The sequence below is a fragment of the Flavobacterium cryophilum genome (assembly GCF_048286555.1).
In the GTDB taxonomy this organism is placed as follows: Bacteria; Bacteroidota; Bacteroidia; order Flavobacteriales; family Flavobacteriaceae; genus Flavobacterium.
In genome coordinates, this window is the sequence record NZ_JBLVPZ010000004.1 from 77,809 (window position 1) to 91,530 (window position 13,722).

General features: G+C 36.7%; 13 protein-coding genes. 2 read left to right on the plus strand and 11 right to left on the minus strand.

The window, feature by feature from the left end:
* Positions 1 to 251 precede the first annotated feature (251 nt).
* From ACNQGJ_RS08285 to ACNQGJ_RS08305, 5 genes are all read right to left on the minus strand, one after another.
* Positions 252 to 482, minus strand: coding sequence for a DUF5808 domain-containing protein (locus ACNQGJ_RS08285; RefSeq protein WP_417973655.1), 231 nt, complete (start codon positions 480 to 482; stop codon positions 252 to 254).
* Between the two features lie 84 nt (positions 483 to 566).
* Entirely contained in the window at positions 567 to 1,307 is a 741-nt protein-coding gene (gene lptB / locus ACNQGJ_RS08290) for an LPS export ABC transporter ATP-binding protein (protein WP_066082639.1), read from the minus strand.
* A 97-nt stretch (positions 1,308 to 1,404) separates the two neighbouring features.
* Positions 1,405 to 1,758 (minus strand): carboxymuconolactone decarboxylase family protein, encoded by a 354-nt coding sequence (locus ACNQGJ_RS08295; protein ID WP_417973657.1) that lies wholly within the window; start codon positions 1,756 to 1,758, stop codon positions 1,405 to 1,407.
* Positions 1,751 to 2,566: a twin-arginine translocase subunit TatC gene (gene tatC, locus ACNQGJ_RS08300; RefSeq protein WP_417973659.1), complete on the minus strand. Its 816-nt coding sequence runs from the start codon at positions 2,564 to 2,566 to the stop codon at positions 1,751 to 1,753. Before tatC ends, ACNQGJ_RS08295 begins: the two co-directional genes overlap by 8 nt.
* Positions 2,566 to 3,531 carry a KpsF/GutQ family sugar-phosphate isomerase gene (locus ACNQGJ_RS08305; RefSeq protein ID WP_417973661.1) on the minus strand — a complete coding sequence of 322 codons (966 nt, stop codon included), beginning with the start codon at positions 3,529 to 3,531 and terminating at the stop codon, positions 2,566 to 2,568. Before ACNQGJ_RS08305 ends, tatC begins: the two co-directional genes overlap by 1 nt.
* 85 nt (positions 3,532 to 3,616) lie before the next feature.
* On the opposite strand from ACNQGJ_RS08305, the gene recQ reads away from it, so the two are divergent.
* Positions 3,617 to 5,812 (plus strand): DNA helicase RecQ, encoded by a 2,196-nt coding sequence (gene recQ / locus ACNQGJ_RS08310; protein WP_417973663.1) that lies wholly within the window; start codon positions 3,617 to 3,619, stop codon positions 5,810 to 5,812.
* Between the two features lie 98 nt (positions 5,813 to 5,910).
* Here the strand turns inward: recQ and ACNQGJ_RS08315 are convergent, their stop codons facing one another.
* A complete protein-coding gene (locus ACNQGJ_RS08315) occupies positions 5,911 to 6,150 on the minus strand; it encodes a hypothetical protein (RefSeq protein WP_417973665.1) in 240 nt (79 codons plus the stop codon).
* Positions 6,151 to 6,338: 188 nt separating this feature from the next.
* Between ACNQGJ_RS08315 and ACNQGJ_RS08320 the strand changes: the two genes are divergently transcribed.
* Positions 6,339 to 7,901, plus strand: a complete 1,563-nt coding sequence (locus ACNQGJ_RS08320) for an NAD(P)/FAD-dependent oxidoreductase (protein WP_417973667.1) — start codon at positions 6,339 to 6,341, stop codon at positions 7,899 to 7,901.
* Positions 7,902 to 8,047: 146 nt separating this feature from the next.
* On the opposite strand, the gene ACNQGJ_RS08325 is transcribed toward ACNQGJ_RS08320, so the two are convergent.
* The 5 genes from ACNQGJ_RS08325 to msrA all read right to left on the minus strand — a co-directional run bounded on the left by ACNQGJ_RS08325 (position 8,048) and on the right by msrA (position 13,673).
* On the minus strand, positions 8,048 to 8,425 hold the full coding sequence (locus tag ACNQGJ_RS08325; protein ID WP_417973669.1) for a cupin domain-containing protein: 378 nt from the start codon (positions 8,423 to 8,425) through the stop codon (positions 8,048 to 8,050).
* Positions 8,426 to 9,049: 624 nt separating this feature from the next.
* Positions 9,050 to 9,535, minus strand: coding sequence for a nuclear transport factor 2 family protein (locus ACNQGJ_RS08330; RefSeq protein ID WP_417973671.1), 486 nt, complete (start codon positions 9,533 to 9,535; stop codon positions 9,050 to 9,052).
* Positions 9,536 to 9,586: 51 nt separating this feature from the next.
* Complete coding sequence (locus ACNQGJ_RS08335; RefSeq protein ID WP_417973673.1) at positions 9,587 to 10,672, minus strand: glycoside hydrolase family 130 protein; 1,086 nt, start codon at positions 10,670 to 10,672, stop codon at positions 9,587 to 9,589.
* Between the two features lie 428 nt (positions 10,673 to 11,100).
* Entirely contained in the window at positions 11,101 to 12,411 is a 1,311-nt protein-coding gene (locus ACNQGJ_RS08340; protein WP_417973675.1) for an amidohydrolase, read from the minus strand.
* A 635-nt stretch (positions 12,412 to 13,046) separates the two neighbouring features.
* The gene (msrA, locus tag ACNQGJ_RS08345; RefSeq protein ID WP_417973677.1) at positions 13,047 to 13,673 is read right to left on the minus strand and encodes a peptide-methionine (S)-S-oxide reductase MsrA; all 627 of its coding nucleotides are present in this window, start codon (positions 13,671 to 13,673) and stop codon (positions 13,047 to 13,049) included.
* Positions 13,674 to 13,722: the final 49 nt, after the last annotated feature.

Below are 13,722 nucleotides of genomic sequence, written 5' to 3' on the forward strand. Positions count from 1 at the left end.
TAGCATAGAAAAAAAGCCAATGCTTTTTTTTTCTATTGTTAATCTTATCACCTTCATTTTTTTTACAGGAATAAATACTATGCTTCTATGTGGTTTAACTTAAATTTATTTTAATGCGTTTGATCGGAGGAGGTTGTTTTGGCAATTCACTGAAAAGGCATCAGTTCCGGGGATAAAAGGGAATGTTGATGTTAATATTTATAGTGGAGATTTGCAACAGTTGCGCTATATTGCTGTGGAATAAATTATTGCTATTTTAGGATAGAAAAGGTTACAAAGGTAAAAAATAATAGAGCTCCAATCAGAAAAAGTATTGATTTTGGATTGGCAAAGTTTATGGTGTTTCCCATCCAAGCATTTTTTTTAGGCGGTAAAATACGTTTATCTCCTTTGTTGTAATAAAACACTCCCCAAATCCAGTTGTCGGGATCTTTACTCCATTTCTCTAATGTCTCTTGACTTGGGTTGTCTTGATCTACCATTTTATGAATTTTAGGTTGTAATAAAAAATTATGAAATAGTAATTTTATACCCAAGCCTCTGATCACTCAAGAATTGACTACTTTTTAAAACTCCAATTTCTTCTTTCTTAATTCGAAATTTTGTCCAAGATAGACGCGACGTACCATTTCATCCTCTACTAATTCTTCCGGAATACCCGCTTTTAGGATTCCACCTTCAAACATCAAATAGGTTTTATCTGTAATAGCTAATGTTTCCTGTACGTTGTGGTCCGTAATAAGAATGCCGATATTTTTATTTTTTAATTGCGCCACAATTCTTTGAATGTCTTCAACGGCTACCGGATCTACACCAGCAAAGGGTTCATCCAACAAAATGAATTTGGGATCCGTGGCCAGACAACGCGCAATTTCGGTACGACGACGCTCCCCGCCGGAAAGTAAATCGCCACGATTGGTACGAATGTGTTCGAGGCTGAATTCATCGATTAAGCTTTCCATTTTAGCCTCTTGTTCTGCTTTGGAGAGTTTTGTCAATTGCAATACGCTTAATATGTTGTCTTCGATGCTTAATTTTCTGAAAACAGAAGCTTCTTGTGCCAAATAACCGATTCCTTGCTGCGCTCTCTTGTACATTGGGTAATCAGTGATATTCAAATCATCAAGGAATATGTTGCCTGAATTTGGTTTAACCAACCCTACAATCATATAAAAAGAAGTTGTTTTACCGGCACCGTTAGGCCCCAAAAGCCCTACGATTTCGCCTTGATTCACTTCTACCGAAATGCCTTTTACAACACTACGTCCTTTATACGTTTTGATTAAATTTTCGGCCCTTAATTTCATATTCGTTGGTTTAATCGTTTAAACGTGTTAATCGTTTATTTGTTTATTCGTGTCAAATAAACGAATAAACAAATAAACGATTATCCTTCTTAACAAATTATTTGGTTGTACTTTCTTCTAATGCTTCCCAAAATTCGTACGCTCTTCTTAAATGGGGTACTACTATAGTTCCGCCAACAAGTGTAGCAATTCCCATAGCTTCCATCATTTCCTCTTTGGTTACGCCTTCTTTAAAACTGGTTTCCAAATGGTATTTTACACAATCATCACAACGTAAAACCGTCGAAGCTACCAATCCCAGAAGCTCTTTGGTTTTCACGTCTAATGCTCCCGCTGCATACGCATTGGTATCGAGATTGAAAATTCGTTTTACAATTTTATTATTGTCGGCTAATAACTTTTCGTTCATTTTAGCACGGTACTCGTTGAATTCTTCTATTATATCAGCCATTTAATTTTTTTTGATTTTTTACTACTATTTTTGAAATTAAGATACTCGCTTCGTAGATTAACAACATCGGAATCGTTACTATGATTTGACTCACCACATCTGGAGGTGTAACAATTGCTGCAACTATAAGAATGATGATTACGGCATATTTCCAATATTTTCTTAAGAAAACCGGTGTTACCAATCCTAATTTGGTCAGGAAATAAATGATAATCGGCAGTTCAAAAAACAATCCGCAAGCAATAACACTAGTTTTTACCAAGCCAATATAGGAATCGATACTGAACTGGTTTATTACTACAGTACTAATCGTGAATGTAGCGAAAAAGTTGACAGACATGGGTACAATTACGTAATAGCCGAAGAGTACACCCAAAAAGAAAAGTAACGAGGATGAAAAGATAAAAAGTTTGGCATGTTTTTTCTCCGCGTCGTATAAGGCAGGGCTGATAAATTTCCACAGCTCCCATAGAATGAATGGAAAACCAAGAATAAATCCGGCTGTTACACATGTCCAAATCAAAACATTGATTTGTCCCTCCATGTTCGTATTTTGGATTATAAAAGGCATTTCGGTTACGCAAATACTCTCAGCAAAGCCCAATTGATTGGAGAGCTCGCAAAAAAAGCGGTAGGTTACAAAATTTGGACTTGTGGGGCCAAAAATGACGACATCAAAAATATAATCACTGATAAAAAAAGTGGCCGTAGCCAAAATTAGTATTGCAGCAGTGCTGCGCACCAGTAGCCATCTTAATTCTTCAAGATGATCTAAAAACGACATTTCGTTTAAGTTTTTTTTAGCCATTATAGTATCCCTTCTTTTAAAATATCGTGTAAATGTAATACTCCTTTGTACTCGCCATTATCAACAACTACTAATTGTGTGATGGAGAAGTCTTCTAAAACGTTCAATGCATCAGCAACCATAGCGGTTGATGGTATTAATTTTGGGTTTTTTGTCATAATATCCTTGGCCGTCAAATCAGCGAACGAATCTCTGTCGTTTAGCATTCTTCGAATATCACCATCGGTAATAATACCGATAACTTTTTCTTGATCGACTACCGCAGTTACGCCAAGACGCTTTTCAGAAATTTCGAAAATCACTCTTTTTATTGATGCGTCAGGCGATACCATAGGTTTCAAGGTGTGTTCTAACATGTCTTTCACTCGCAATAGTAATTTTTTGCCCAACGCACCTCCAGGGTGGTAAACAGCAAAGTCTTCCGGTTTGAAATCGCGCATTTCCATCAGGCAAATGGCAATGGCATCGCCCATAACTAATTGTGCAGTTGTACTGTTAGTGGGAGCGAGATTATTTGGACAGGCTTCCGCCTCTACAGCGGTGTTTAAAACAAAATCAGCGCCTTTAGCAAGAAAAGAAGCTGTATTTCCAGTGATTGCAATCAATGTGTTTCCAAAACGTTTTAAAAGCGGTACTAAAACTTTGATTTCGGGACTGTTGCCACTTTTTGAAATACAAATGATACTATCTTCCTTTTGGATCATTCCTAAATCGCCGTGAATAGCCTCTGAAGCATGAAGAAATAATGACGGTGTCCCGGTAGAATTAAAGGTAGCTACCATTTTTTGAGCAATTATAGCACTTTTTCCAATCCCTGTAACCACTAACCTTCCTTTAGAGTGGTAGATGTTTTGAGTTGCGTCAATGAAGTTTTCATCTAGAAAATCAGTTAGTTTGGCAATAGAGTCGCTTTCCGATAAAATAGTTTTTTTGGCACTGGCCAATATATTTTCTTTAGATATCAAAACAGAATGATTAAAATTTGTATGTGTAAAAGAAATTTGTACCTTTAGGTGTTGCAAATTTATACAAAATACCACATAATAAAGAATGAATTCAAACGAAATTGACATCCATAAAGAATTAAAGAAATATTTTGGCTTCAGCCAATTTAAGGGGTTGCAGGAACAGGTCATAAAAAGCATCCTAAATCAACAAAATACATTTGTGATAATGCCCACCGGAGGAGGAAAATCACTGTGTTATCAGTTACCTGCTTTAATTCAAGAGGGCACTGCAATCGTAGTGTCGCCCCTTATTGCTTTAATGAAAAATCAAGTCGATGCCATCAGAAGTCTGTCTTCTGAGAATGGTGTTGCCCATGTTTTAAATTCCTCTCTCACTAAAACCGAAATTACCCAGGTCAAAAAAGATATTACTTCGGGATTGACGAAGTTGCTGTATGTGGCTCCCGAGTCATTGACTAAGGAGGAGTATGTGAACTTTCTTAAAAATGTTCCGATATCTTTTGTAGCTATCGATGAGGCACATTGCATTTCGGAATGGGGACATGATTTTAGACCGGAATACAGGAATTTAAAACACATCATCAAGCAATTAGGCGATGTTCCTATTATTGGGCTTACTGCGACAGCTACACCAAAAGTACAGGAAGACATTCTGAAAAACTTAGATATGTCTGATGCGACTACTTTTAAAGCATCATTTAACAGACCTAATCTGTATTACGAAGTACGGACTAAAACTAAAAATATAGAATCGGATATTATTCGTTTCATAAAACAACATAAAGGTAAATCAGGCATAATTTATTGCTTAAGCCGAAAAAAAGTGGAGGCTATTGCCGAAGTTTTGCAGGTAAACGGCATCAGTGCCGTGCCGTATCATGCGGGGTTAGATGCGAAGACCCGTGCTAAACACCAAGATATGTTCCTTATGGAAGATGTAGATGTGGTGGTGGCGACCATTGCTTTTGGGATGGGAATTGACAAACCGGATGTGCGTTTTGTGATTCATCATGATATTCCAAAATCACTGGAAAGTTACTATCAGGAAACTGGACGCGGGGGACGTGATGGTGGAGAAGGCCATTGTCTGGCCTATTACTCGTATAAAGATGTAGAGAAATTAGAAAAATTCATGTCGGGGAAACCCGTGGCGGAACAGGAAATTGGATTTGCTTTACTGCAGGAAGTTGTGGCTTACGCCGAAACGTCTATGTCCAGAAGGAGATTCCTGCTTCATTATTTCGGTGAAGAGTTTGATGATGTCAATGGTGACGGTGCTGATATGGATGACAACGTTCGAAACCCGAAAACAAAAGTAGAGGCCATTGATGAAGTGGTGAAACTACTGGAAGTGGTTCGTGATACGAAACATTTATACAAATCGAAAGAAGTTGTATTTACCCTGATCGGTCGTGTCAATGCAGTTATAAAAGCACATAGAACCGATACACAGTCTTTTTTTGGATGTGGTTCCGATCACGATGAAAAATACTGGATGGCTTTGTTGCGACAAGTGCTAGTTGCAGGATTTTTATCGAAAGATATTGAAACGTATGGCATTGTAAAAATCACCACGAAAGGATTGGATTTTATTAAAAACCGAGAATCCTTTATGATGTCTGAAGATCATGAATACAATGAATCTGAGGATGAGGCGATTGTAACGGCTTCCAAATCTACCGGAATTGCTGATGAACTACTGATGGGTATGTTGCGGGATTTACGTAAAAAAGTGGCTAAGAAATTAGGCGTTCCTCCATTTGTGGTTTTTCAAGATCCATCATTAGAAGATATGGCTTTGAAATATCCTGTTTCTCAAGAAGAATTGATTAATATTCACGGCGTTGGGGAAGGAAAAGCTAAAAAATACGGAAAAGAATTCTTAGAACTGATCAGCCGATATGTAACAGATAACGATATCATCCGTCCTGACGATTTAGTGGTAAAATCGACAGGAGTAAACTCAGTAAATAAACTTTATATTATCCAAAATATCGACAGGAAATTATCTCTTGATGATATTGCTTCTGCCAAAGGCATTAATATGGATGCTTTGATTAAAGAAATGGAGCAAATTGTGTATTCCGGAACTAAACTGAATATAAAATATTGGATTGATGACATGCTTGACGATGATCAGCAGGAAGAAATTCATGATTATTTTATGGAATCGGAATCCGATAATATAGAAAACGCGCTCAAAGAATTTGATGGCGATTATGATATCGATGAATTGCGCTTGATGCGAATTAAATTTATCAGCGAGGTTGCTAATTAGTTAAAAAGTCGAAAGTCATAAAGTCATAAAGTCTAAAGTCATAAAGTCATAAAGTTGTACAAGGTTTGGCGTTTTTTACGTATTTCGACTTTATGACTTTAGACGACGTATAACTCTCCACGATGCGGTTTCAAAGCATCTCGAACCTGAATCATGTTTTCATCCGTTACAACCATAAAAGCAATGGCTTGCATTTCGCCTTGTATTTCGAAACCTGTTATTTTCAACGGTAATTTCTCAAGTGCAATGTATTCTTTTAGATGAATTTCATGGTGTTCAGCAGTTTTTGCAGCAGCTGGACCGCGGAAATCCCATATTAATTTTATTTGTCTAGACATTTTTTATGAGGTAGAAAGGTTTGTCGATTTAAAGTCCCAAAGTTACAAAGTCTATTTTGAAAATTAGGCATTTTGAAAATTTGAAAATGGATTCTCCTTTCAATAACAAGAAATCACTTCAAAATACTATTTTTGCACTTTGTTTTTCGAATAATCGATTAAACAAATCAACGAATAAACAGCACATAATGCCTCAAGAACTCTTATTACAAGTATCTCCAGAAATTGCAGCAAATGATTTGCTGCTGAAAAATTATTTGTCGAAACAAATTAAGGTCTCTGTAGATGAAATTCAACATGTATCTATCTTAAAAAGATCGATAGATGCACGGCAAAAAGCGATAAAAATAAATCTTAAGGTTGTACTCTATTTAAGAGGAGAATCTTTTCAAGCGCAAAAAATACAACTGCCAGATTATGGTAATGTGGCTGCAGCTCCAGAAGTTATTGTTGTTGGTGCCGGACCAGCTGGACTTTTTGCAGCGTTGCAATTGATAGAAGTGGGTTTGAAGCCTATAGTTATTGAGCGCGGAAAAGACGTGCGCGGCAGAAGAAGAGATTTGAAAGCCATCAATGTGGATCATCTTGTGGACGAAGATTCTAATTATTGTTTTGGCGAAGGCGGCGCAGGAACGTATTCGGACGGAAAATTATACACACGTTCTAAAAAAAGAGGTGATGTAACACGAGTTTTGGAATTGTTTGTCGCTTTTGGCGCTTCGGAGGATATTTTAATTGATGCGCATCCGCATATTGGGACCAATAAATTACCCCAAATCATTCAGGACATTCGGGAGAAAATTATTGAATGTGGCGGACAAGTTTTGTTTGAAACCCGATTGACCGATATTTTAATAAAAAACAATGAAGTGCAAGGGATCGTTACTCAAAAAGGAGATACGATTCTTGCCAATAAACTTATTTTGGCCACCGGACATTCTGCCCGTGATATTTTCGAATTATTGGATAGGAAAAAGATTTTTATCGAGGCCAAACCTTTTGCCCTGGGCGTACGGGCTGAGCATCCTCAATCTTTGATTGACAGTATTCAATACAGTTGCGATTATCGTGGGGAATTCTTACCTCCGGCTCCGTATTCTATCGTGAAACAAGTTGGAGGAAGGGGAATGTATTCCTTTTGTATGTGTCCTGGCGGCGTGATTGCACCTTGTGCGACAAGTCCCGGCGAGGTAGTTACTAATGGTTGGTCGCCATCCAAAAGGGATCAGGCTACTGCCAATTCCGGAATAGTAGTCGAATTGCAACTGGATGATTTTAAGCCTTTTGCTAAATTTGGTGCTTTGGCAGGTATGGAATTTCAAAAAAGTATTGAGCAACGCGCCTGGCATCTGGCAGGGGAAAGCCAAAAAGTTCCTGCACAACGGATGATTGATTTTACTCAAAGCAAAGTTTCATCGGATATTTCTAAAACATCGTATGTTCCCGGAACGACTTCAGTAGAAATGGGACAGGTTTTTCCCGGATTTCTAACGCAAATATTGCGTGAAGGATTTACTGAATTTGGAAAATCGATGCGTGGCTATTTTACAAATGAGGCCATTCTTCATGCACCAGAATCAAGAACGTCTTCGCCAGTGCGTATTCCCAGAGATCCACTGACCTATGAGCACGTTCAAATAAAAGGTTTGTATCCTTGTGGAGAAGGGGCGGGTTATGCCGGCGGAATTATATCTGCCGCAATTGATGGAGAGAAATGCGCATTGATGATAAAAGCGTGCATAGGAAAATAGTTTCCTGAACAACGAATATCAAAGGCTCTTAAAATATCGTATTACTACTGATAAGAAAGACACTAATAAAAAGATACAACCCGTTTTTTTAAAGAAAGCAGCCTTATTGAGGCTGCTTCTGTAGTATTATTTTAAATAGGAGTGGATTATTTTTTCTTGGCAGGTTTTACTTCGGTCACAACAATTTTGAATGTGGTGGTTCCTGTGTTTTTTGCCATGTGCGTTACGGGTGTGAAATATAGTACGTCTCCAGCTTTGATAGTAGATTCGGTTGCAGTCTTACCTTTTTCAGTAATTTTAATTTTACCCCCAGTTAAAGCATACACGGTGTGATGGGGATGGCTATGCCATGGCATTGTTGCGCCTGGGGCAAATTCAGCTGACATGACCCTTACTTTGTCATTGTCAAGGAGGATTTTTTTATACACTTTCGGACCCGCTTTCATAGGATCTTGTGCATAAACACTTGAGCTCAATAGTAGGAATAATCCAATGAGCAACGAGATCATTTTAATTGCTTTCATAGTATTTTGTTTTATAGATTAGACATAAAGTGGACAATGTTTTGTTGTCCATTGAAAAAATAGTTCTGTTGCATTCTGGAAGCATATTGACTTGCGTCAACGCATCATTTTTAAATAGAAATAAGGAATTTCGTGAAACTGTAACTACTATTTTTTTAATTTATTTTCGATGCCGTTTATTATAGAGGAAATTTCAATTCTTACCGACGATATAAATTTTTGCGGATCAATTCATAAGGATTATCGAAACGCGATAAATGATTTTGGGGACTACTAATTTACAAAAAAAATAGGTAAAATACTAAATATAGCATCTTTAAGTTTATTAAATAGCTGTAAGTTAAGTATTTGTGTAAAATAAGAGTACTTGAGACGAAAAAATCCGTTTCTAAAAAATTAAAAACAGATTTTGTACGTAAAATTATATCCAAGCACGATTTTTCAGTTTACTTCTAATCCAGTAGGAATCGATTTGGTTTGATTGCCATACATGATATTGAATGCAACTGCTTCTTCACTATTGTTTTTTGTGAAGTTTTTGTTTTAAGATACAAACAAAGAAAATAAAAGGATGGAATAACATCTTTTTACACTAAAGGGTAAAACAAAATTTGTGATTTAGATTTAATGATCGTAACTGATTACTCGTGCTATTTTCCACTGATTGTCTTGTTTCTTCCAAATCATTAGAAATTTAAACGTTCCGATTTCTTCTTTTCCGTTTTCCATATGTCGAAATTCGTGTACGCCAATTTCAATTGCTCCATAGTTTTTAATAGGATGAACTTCCAGAGTTCCATTGACCAGTTTTCGGGTTAGTTTATTTTCATTTGTAAACATATTCGAAAAATTAGTAAAAACGGTGTCGTACGAAAGCAATCCGTCATTGTCCTGAAACCATTCTAAATCCTCAGTAAATAAAGATTTGAATTTTTCGAAATCTTTTTTGTTGAACGCTTCGAACATTATCTCGTCCATTTGTTTAATTTCCTGATATAATTCTGCGGGTGTTGGAGCCACTTTTTTTTCTTGTGCAGTTACAGCATTGAAAAAAGCTGAAGCAAGAATAACATTTAAAAACAAATAAATTTTGAATCGGTTTTGTTGCATCGGAATTTACTTTGAATTGGTTTTTGTTGATTGCGAAATGCTTGTTTTGCTTTATTTTTTAACGGCAACGGCAATTTTTGAATCAGCAGTTCCATAATACAGAAACCATTGTTTTTTAAAATAAACCAATCCTTCGACAAAGCAAACTTCATTTACCTCCCCTGTTTTTTCATACGGCTTGTCTGGGTGAATGAAATAACCCTCCATTCGGTCTATTAATTTATATGGTTTTTCTTTATCAAATAGCGCTTGACTTGCTGCATACGTGAATTTAGGTAAACTGGAATCATTGTAATTGGCCGCATTACTTCCGTTGTAAATCAGCACAATACCTTGTTTTTGTAGTAAAGCAAAAGGACCGGGTTCTACTAAACGACTATCAAAATACCCCATCCGAGGGTGTAAAACGGTAATCATTTTTTTGCTTTCTTCATTTTCGGCTACTTTCCAATGGATGAGATCGTCTGAGGTTGCCAGATACAAATCAGTATCCCCAAAATACATCCAGTATTTGCCTTTGATTTTTGTAGCGATGATTTTATCTCCATCTAATTTACAAACGATGGCTCCAGATTTTGACCATAAATCTTTGTGTTTTTCCTCCTGTAGCATTAAACCGTGCTTTGTCCACGTTTTTAAATCTTTTGAGCTGGCTAAACAAAGTCGGGCTGTCTTGCCATCATAAGAAGTGTAGGTCATGATATACGTTCCATTTTCACTTTCTATAATTCTTGGATCCTCAACACCGCCTTTCCATTCATACTGTTTCATAGCGTCGTTGTCCGGATAAAATATCGGTGCCGGTTGTTTTTTAAAGTGCAGTCCATCTTCGCTAATGGCAAGTCCTAATCTTGATGTCATGTCCTTGTCCTGAGCTCTATAGATAAGATACACTTTTCCGTCTTTGACAATTGCAGATGGATTAAGGACATTTCGTTCTTCCCAATGTACTTGTTTGTTGCTTATTGGAGATTGAAAAACTTGATTTAATTGCGGTTCTAAAATAGGGTTTAAACTGTCTACTTTTACAAAGTCGAGCATCGCCCAATCCTTGTTATTAGTTTCAGATTTATAAATGGAATTACTGCCGCAACTCGCTAGCATCAAGAAGATTAATAGCGTAATGGTTTGTTTCATAGTTTTATACTATTTTAGAGGGAATACCCGATTCCTTCCGTTATTTAATATAATTTTGGTTTTTATTTTTCTCAAATATTTATAAAAGAGTCTACTAGGGTAAAGTTGCATTTATTTTGTTGAATAACAATTTCTTTTGCAAGTTAATATTACTATGGTTCCTAATACATAAATTAGGATGATCACCGTAAAAATCCATTAGAAAAAAAATCTTTCATCAAAATTATGCTCGTTACGCATGACCGTGTTTAAGTTTTGAAAATCAATAACAATAGGATGAATTTCAGCAGAGATATTAATTTAATGTCTTAGGATTTTTGCTGAGTTAGCTAAAAAAACGCCTCGTTGCAGCGAGACGTTTTATGTTTTTTCCTGCGAGGGATTGCTTGTAAATTTGCAATACTTCGGGATAAAATGGTTGTCGATAATTACTTATTTTTCATATTCATTTCCATATAATCGATTGTTAGGTTAGACATTGCTTTCATTCCTAATACAAAACCGCTTTCATCAATATAAAAATCAGGCGTATGGTGTGAGGCAGTTTCAGCGGGATTTTTTCCTTTAGGCATTCCGCCAAGAAAAAAGAAAAGTCCTGGTATTTTATCTTGGTAGTAAGAAAAATCTTCTGCTCCAGTAGCTGCGGGTGTCAGTATAACATTATTTTTTCCAGCTATAGCTTCCAGTGTTGGCACCATTTTTTCGGTCAATGTTGGGTCGTTATACGTTATTAATGTTTGTTTAGTAATACTTACGTCGGCAGTGGCCCCGGCACTTTCAGCGATATTTGTGGTTATTTGTTTCAATCTGCTGTGAATCATTTCCTGCACTTTTTTATCCAGCGTACGAATCGTACCGGCCATTTCGAGTTCCTCAGGAATAATATTGCTTCGTACACCGGATGTAATTTTCCCCACGCTGACCACAGCCGCAGATTCGGTAAGGTCAACATTGCGGCTAACAATAGTTTGCAAGCCCAGTATTATTTGGGAAGCCGTAACAATTGGATCTACGGATTGCCATGGACTTGCACCATGCGATTGTTTTCCTTTTATTTTAATTTTAAACCAGTCAGATGAAGCCATTGCTCCTTTTGGACGGTAATTAATTTTTCCAACTTCCGTATCTGCACTGATGTGCAAACCAAAAATAACATCTACTTTCGGGTTTTCCAAAACACCTTCTTTTACCATTAATGCGGCACCACCTTCTTCACCTTCGGGCGCTCCTTCTTCTGCGGGTTGAAAAATAAACTTGACAGTTCCGTTTAGTTCACTTTTGAGAGCAGCCAAAATTTCAGCAGTTCCCATCAAAATAGCGATATGGGAATCATGTCCGCAAGCATGCATAACGCCCACAGACTGGCCATTATATTCGCCTTCAGCTTTTGACGCAAAAGGGATGTTTACTCTTTCTTTTACCGGTAGGCCATCCATGTCTGCCCGTAGCGCAACAACGGGACCGGGTTTTCCACCTTTTAAAATGCCGACCACTCCAGTTTTGGCGACACCAGTTTGTACCTCAATCCCAAGAGAACGTAGGTGTACCGCGATTTTTTCGGCAGTTTTAAATTCTCTATTTCCTAATTCCGGGTTTTGGTGAAAGTCTCTACGCCAAGCAATAACCTTGGATTCTAAAGAAGCGGCCTTTTGAGCAACGGTAGCTTTTAGTGCTGTATTTTGCGCAGATACAAAGATGGAGAAGGTGAATATACCTGTAAAAAGAATAATTTTTTTCATTTGTTGTGGTGTGAATTTTGGTTCCCTAATAACAAATATTCCCATTGAAATTTAGGCTTTTTTGATATTAAATAAGGGTAGTTAAAAACAAATATAGAAAAAATATTTTGCCTTGCAGCAATTTAAAGTGTAGCGTCTGGACGAAGGCATGCGTTCCATTAAACGCTGATTCGTTAATTTTTACAGAAATGTACATCTGAAATTAATTGTTTTCAGCGGAAGTACTATAAAGTTCAGCTACTGTCGTAAAATATAAGTTCTAAATAAATGAATTTGCGGCCCAAGCAACATTAGGGAAGCAATCAGTAGTCATTTTATAAAGTGCCATAAGTAGGGCATCAGGATTGTTACGTATCTTGCTATAACCCGTTGGGTGCAATTGATTTTTACCACATAGAAACATAGAAATTATAGTATTTAAAAAGAGTTTAATAGATATTTTATTTTTCACATAGTCAAACTATGCAAAAAATAGTGCTATTTTCTACTACTTCTTTAATTATAAGTTTTATTTCTATGTTTCTATGTGGTAAAAAGAAATGTTTTTTGAATTACACCCAACGGGTTTGCTATAAGAATCATGTATAAAAAAAAAACCGCCTTGTTGTTGATAACAAGGCGGGTAACTTTATACTTTAATTTTTCTTCTTTAATCGGGTTTTAAATAGCTTTTCGAATTTTTCCATTTTGGGTTGAATTACCATTTGACAATAAGGTTGGCTTTTATTGTTTGCGTAATAATTTTGATGGTAGTCGTCAGCTTTATAAAATTTAGCCAATGGTTCTAGCGTTGTAACTATTGGACTGTCATAAACTCCTGCTTTTTTCATTGCAGCAATAATCGTTTTCGCTGCATTTTTTTGTGCTTCATTTTTGTAAAAAATAGCAGATCTATATTGCGTTCCTACATCTCCACCTTGTCGGTTTAACGTAGTTGGGTCATGAACTGTAAAGAAAACTTTGAAAATTTCATCTAGATTTGTGGCATTTTTATCGTAGGTAATTTGAACTACTTCAGCATAACCGGATCTTCCGGTAGAAACATCCTCGTAAGAAGGATTCGCTATTTTGCCGCCTGCGTAGCCTGATATTGCTGATTTTACTCCGATGAGATTCTCATAAACGGCCTCAACGCACCAGTAGCAGCCACCTGCCAATGTAATGGTTTCTAAATTGGATTGCTTTTTTGTTGTATCAGCTGTGCTTTTTTGTCCAAACATCCCAAACGATGTCAACAGCATAATTAAAAATATATTTTTCATAGGAAGCTAGTATTTGTTTTTTTAATGGAATATTGTACTGCCATTTTTC

What these genes read in the sequence shown, in the direction of transcription:
- ACNQGJ_RS08285 (WP_417973655.1), bottom strand. Translation starts at nt 482, where the DNA reads ATGGTAGATCAAGACAACCCAAGTCAAGAGACATTAGAGAAATGGAGT.
- lptB (WP_066082639.1), bottom strand. Translation starts at nt 1,307, where the DNA reads ATGAAATTAAGGGCCGAAAATTTAATCAAAACGTATAAAGGACGTAGT.
- ACNQGJ_RS08295 (WP_417973657.1), bottom strand. Translation starts at nt 1,758, where the DNA reads ATGGCTGATATAATAGAAGAATTCAACGAGTACCGTGCTAAAATGAAC.
- tatC (WP_417973659.1), bottom strand. Translation starts at nt 2,566, where the DNA reads ATGGCTAAAAAAAACTTAAACGAAATGTCGTTTTTAGATCATCTTGAA.
- recQ (WP_417973663.1), top strand. Translation starts at nt 3,617, where the DNA reads ATGAATTCAAACGAAATTGACATCCATAAAGAATTAAAGAAATATTTT.
- ACNQGJ_RS08315 (WP_417973665.1), bottom strand. Translation starts at nt 6,150, where the DNA reads ATGTCTAGACAAATAAAATTAATATGGGATTTCCGCGGTCCAGCTGCT.
- ACNQGJ_RS08320 (WP_417973667.1), top strand. Translation starts at nt 6,339, where the DNA reads ATGCCTCAAGAACTCTTATTACAAGTATCTCCAGAAATTGCAGCAAAT.
- ACNQGJ_RS08325 (WP_417973669.1), bottom strand. Translation starts at nt 8,425, where the DNA reads ATGAAAGCAATTAAAATGATCTCGTTGCTCATTGGATTATTCCTACTA.
- ACNQGJ_RS08330 (WP_417973671.1), bottom strand. Translation starts at nt 9,535, where the DNA reads ATGCAACAAAACCGATTCAAAATTTATTTGTTTTTAAATGTTATTCTT.
- ACNQGJ_RS08335 (WP_417973673.1), bottom strand. Translation starts at nt 10,672, where the DNA reads ATGAAACAAACCATTACGCTATTAATCTTCTTGATGCTAGCGAGTTGC.
- ACNQGJ_RS08340 (WP_417973675.1), bottom strand. Translation starts at nt 12,411, where the DNA reads ATGAAAAAAATTATTCTTTTTACAGGTATATTCACCTTCTCCATCTTT.
- msrA (WP_417973677.1), bottom strand. Translation starts at nt 13,673, where the DNA reads ATGAAAAATATATTTTTAATTATGCTGTTGACATCGTTTGGGATGTTT.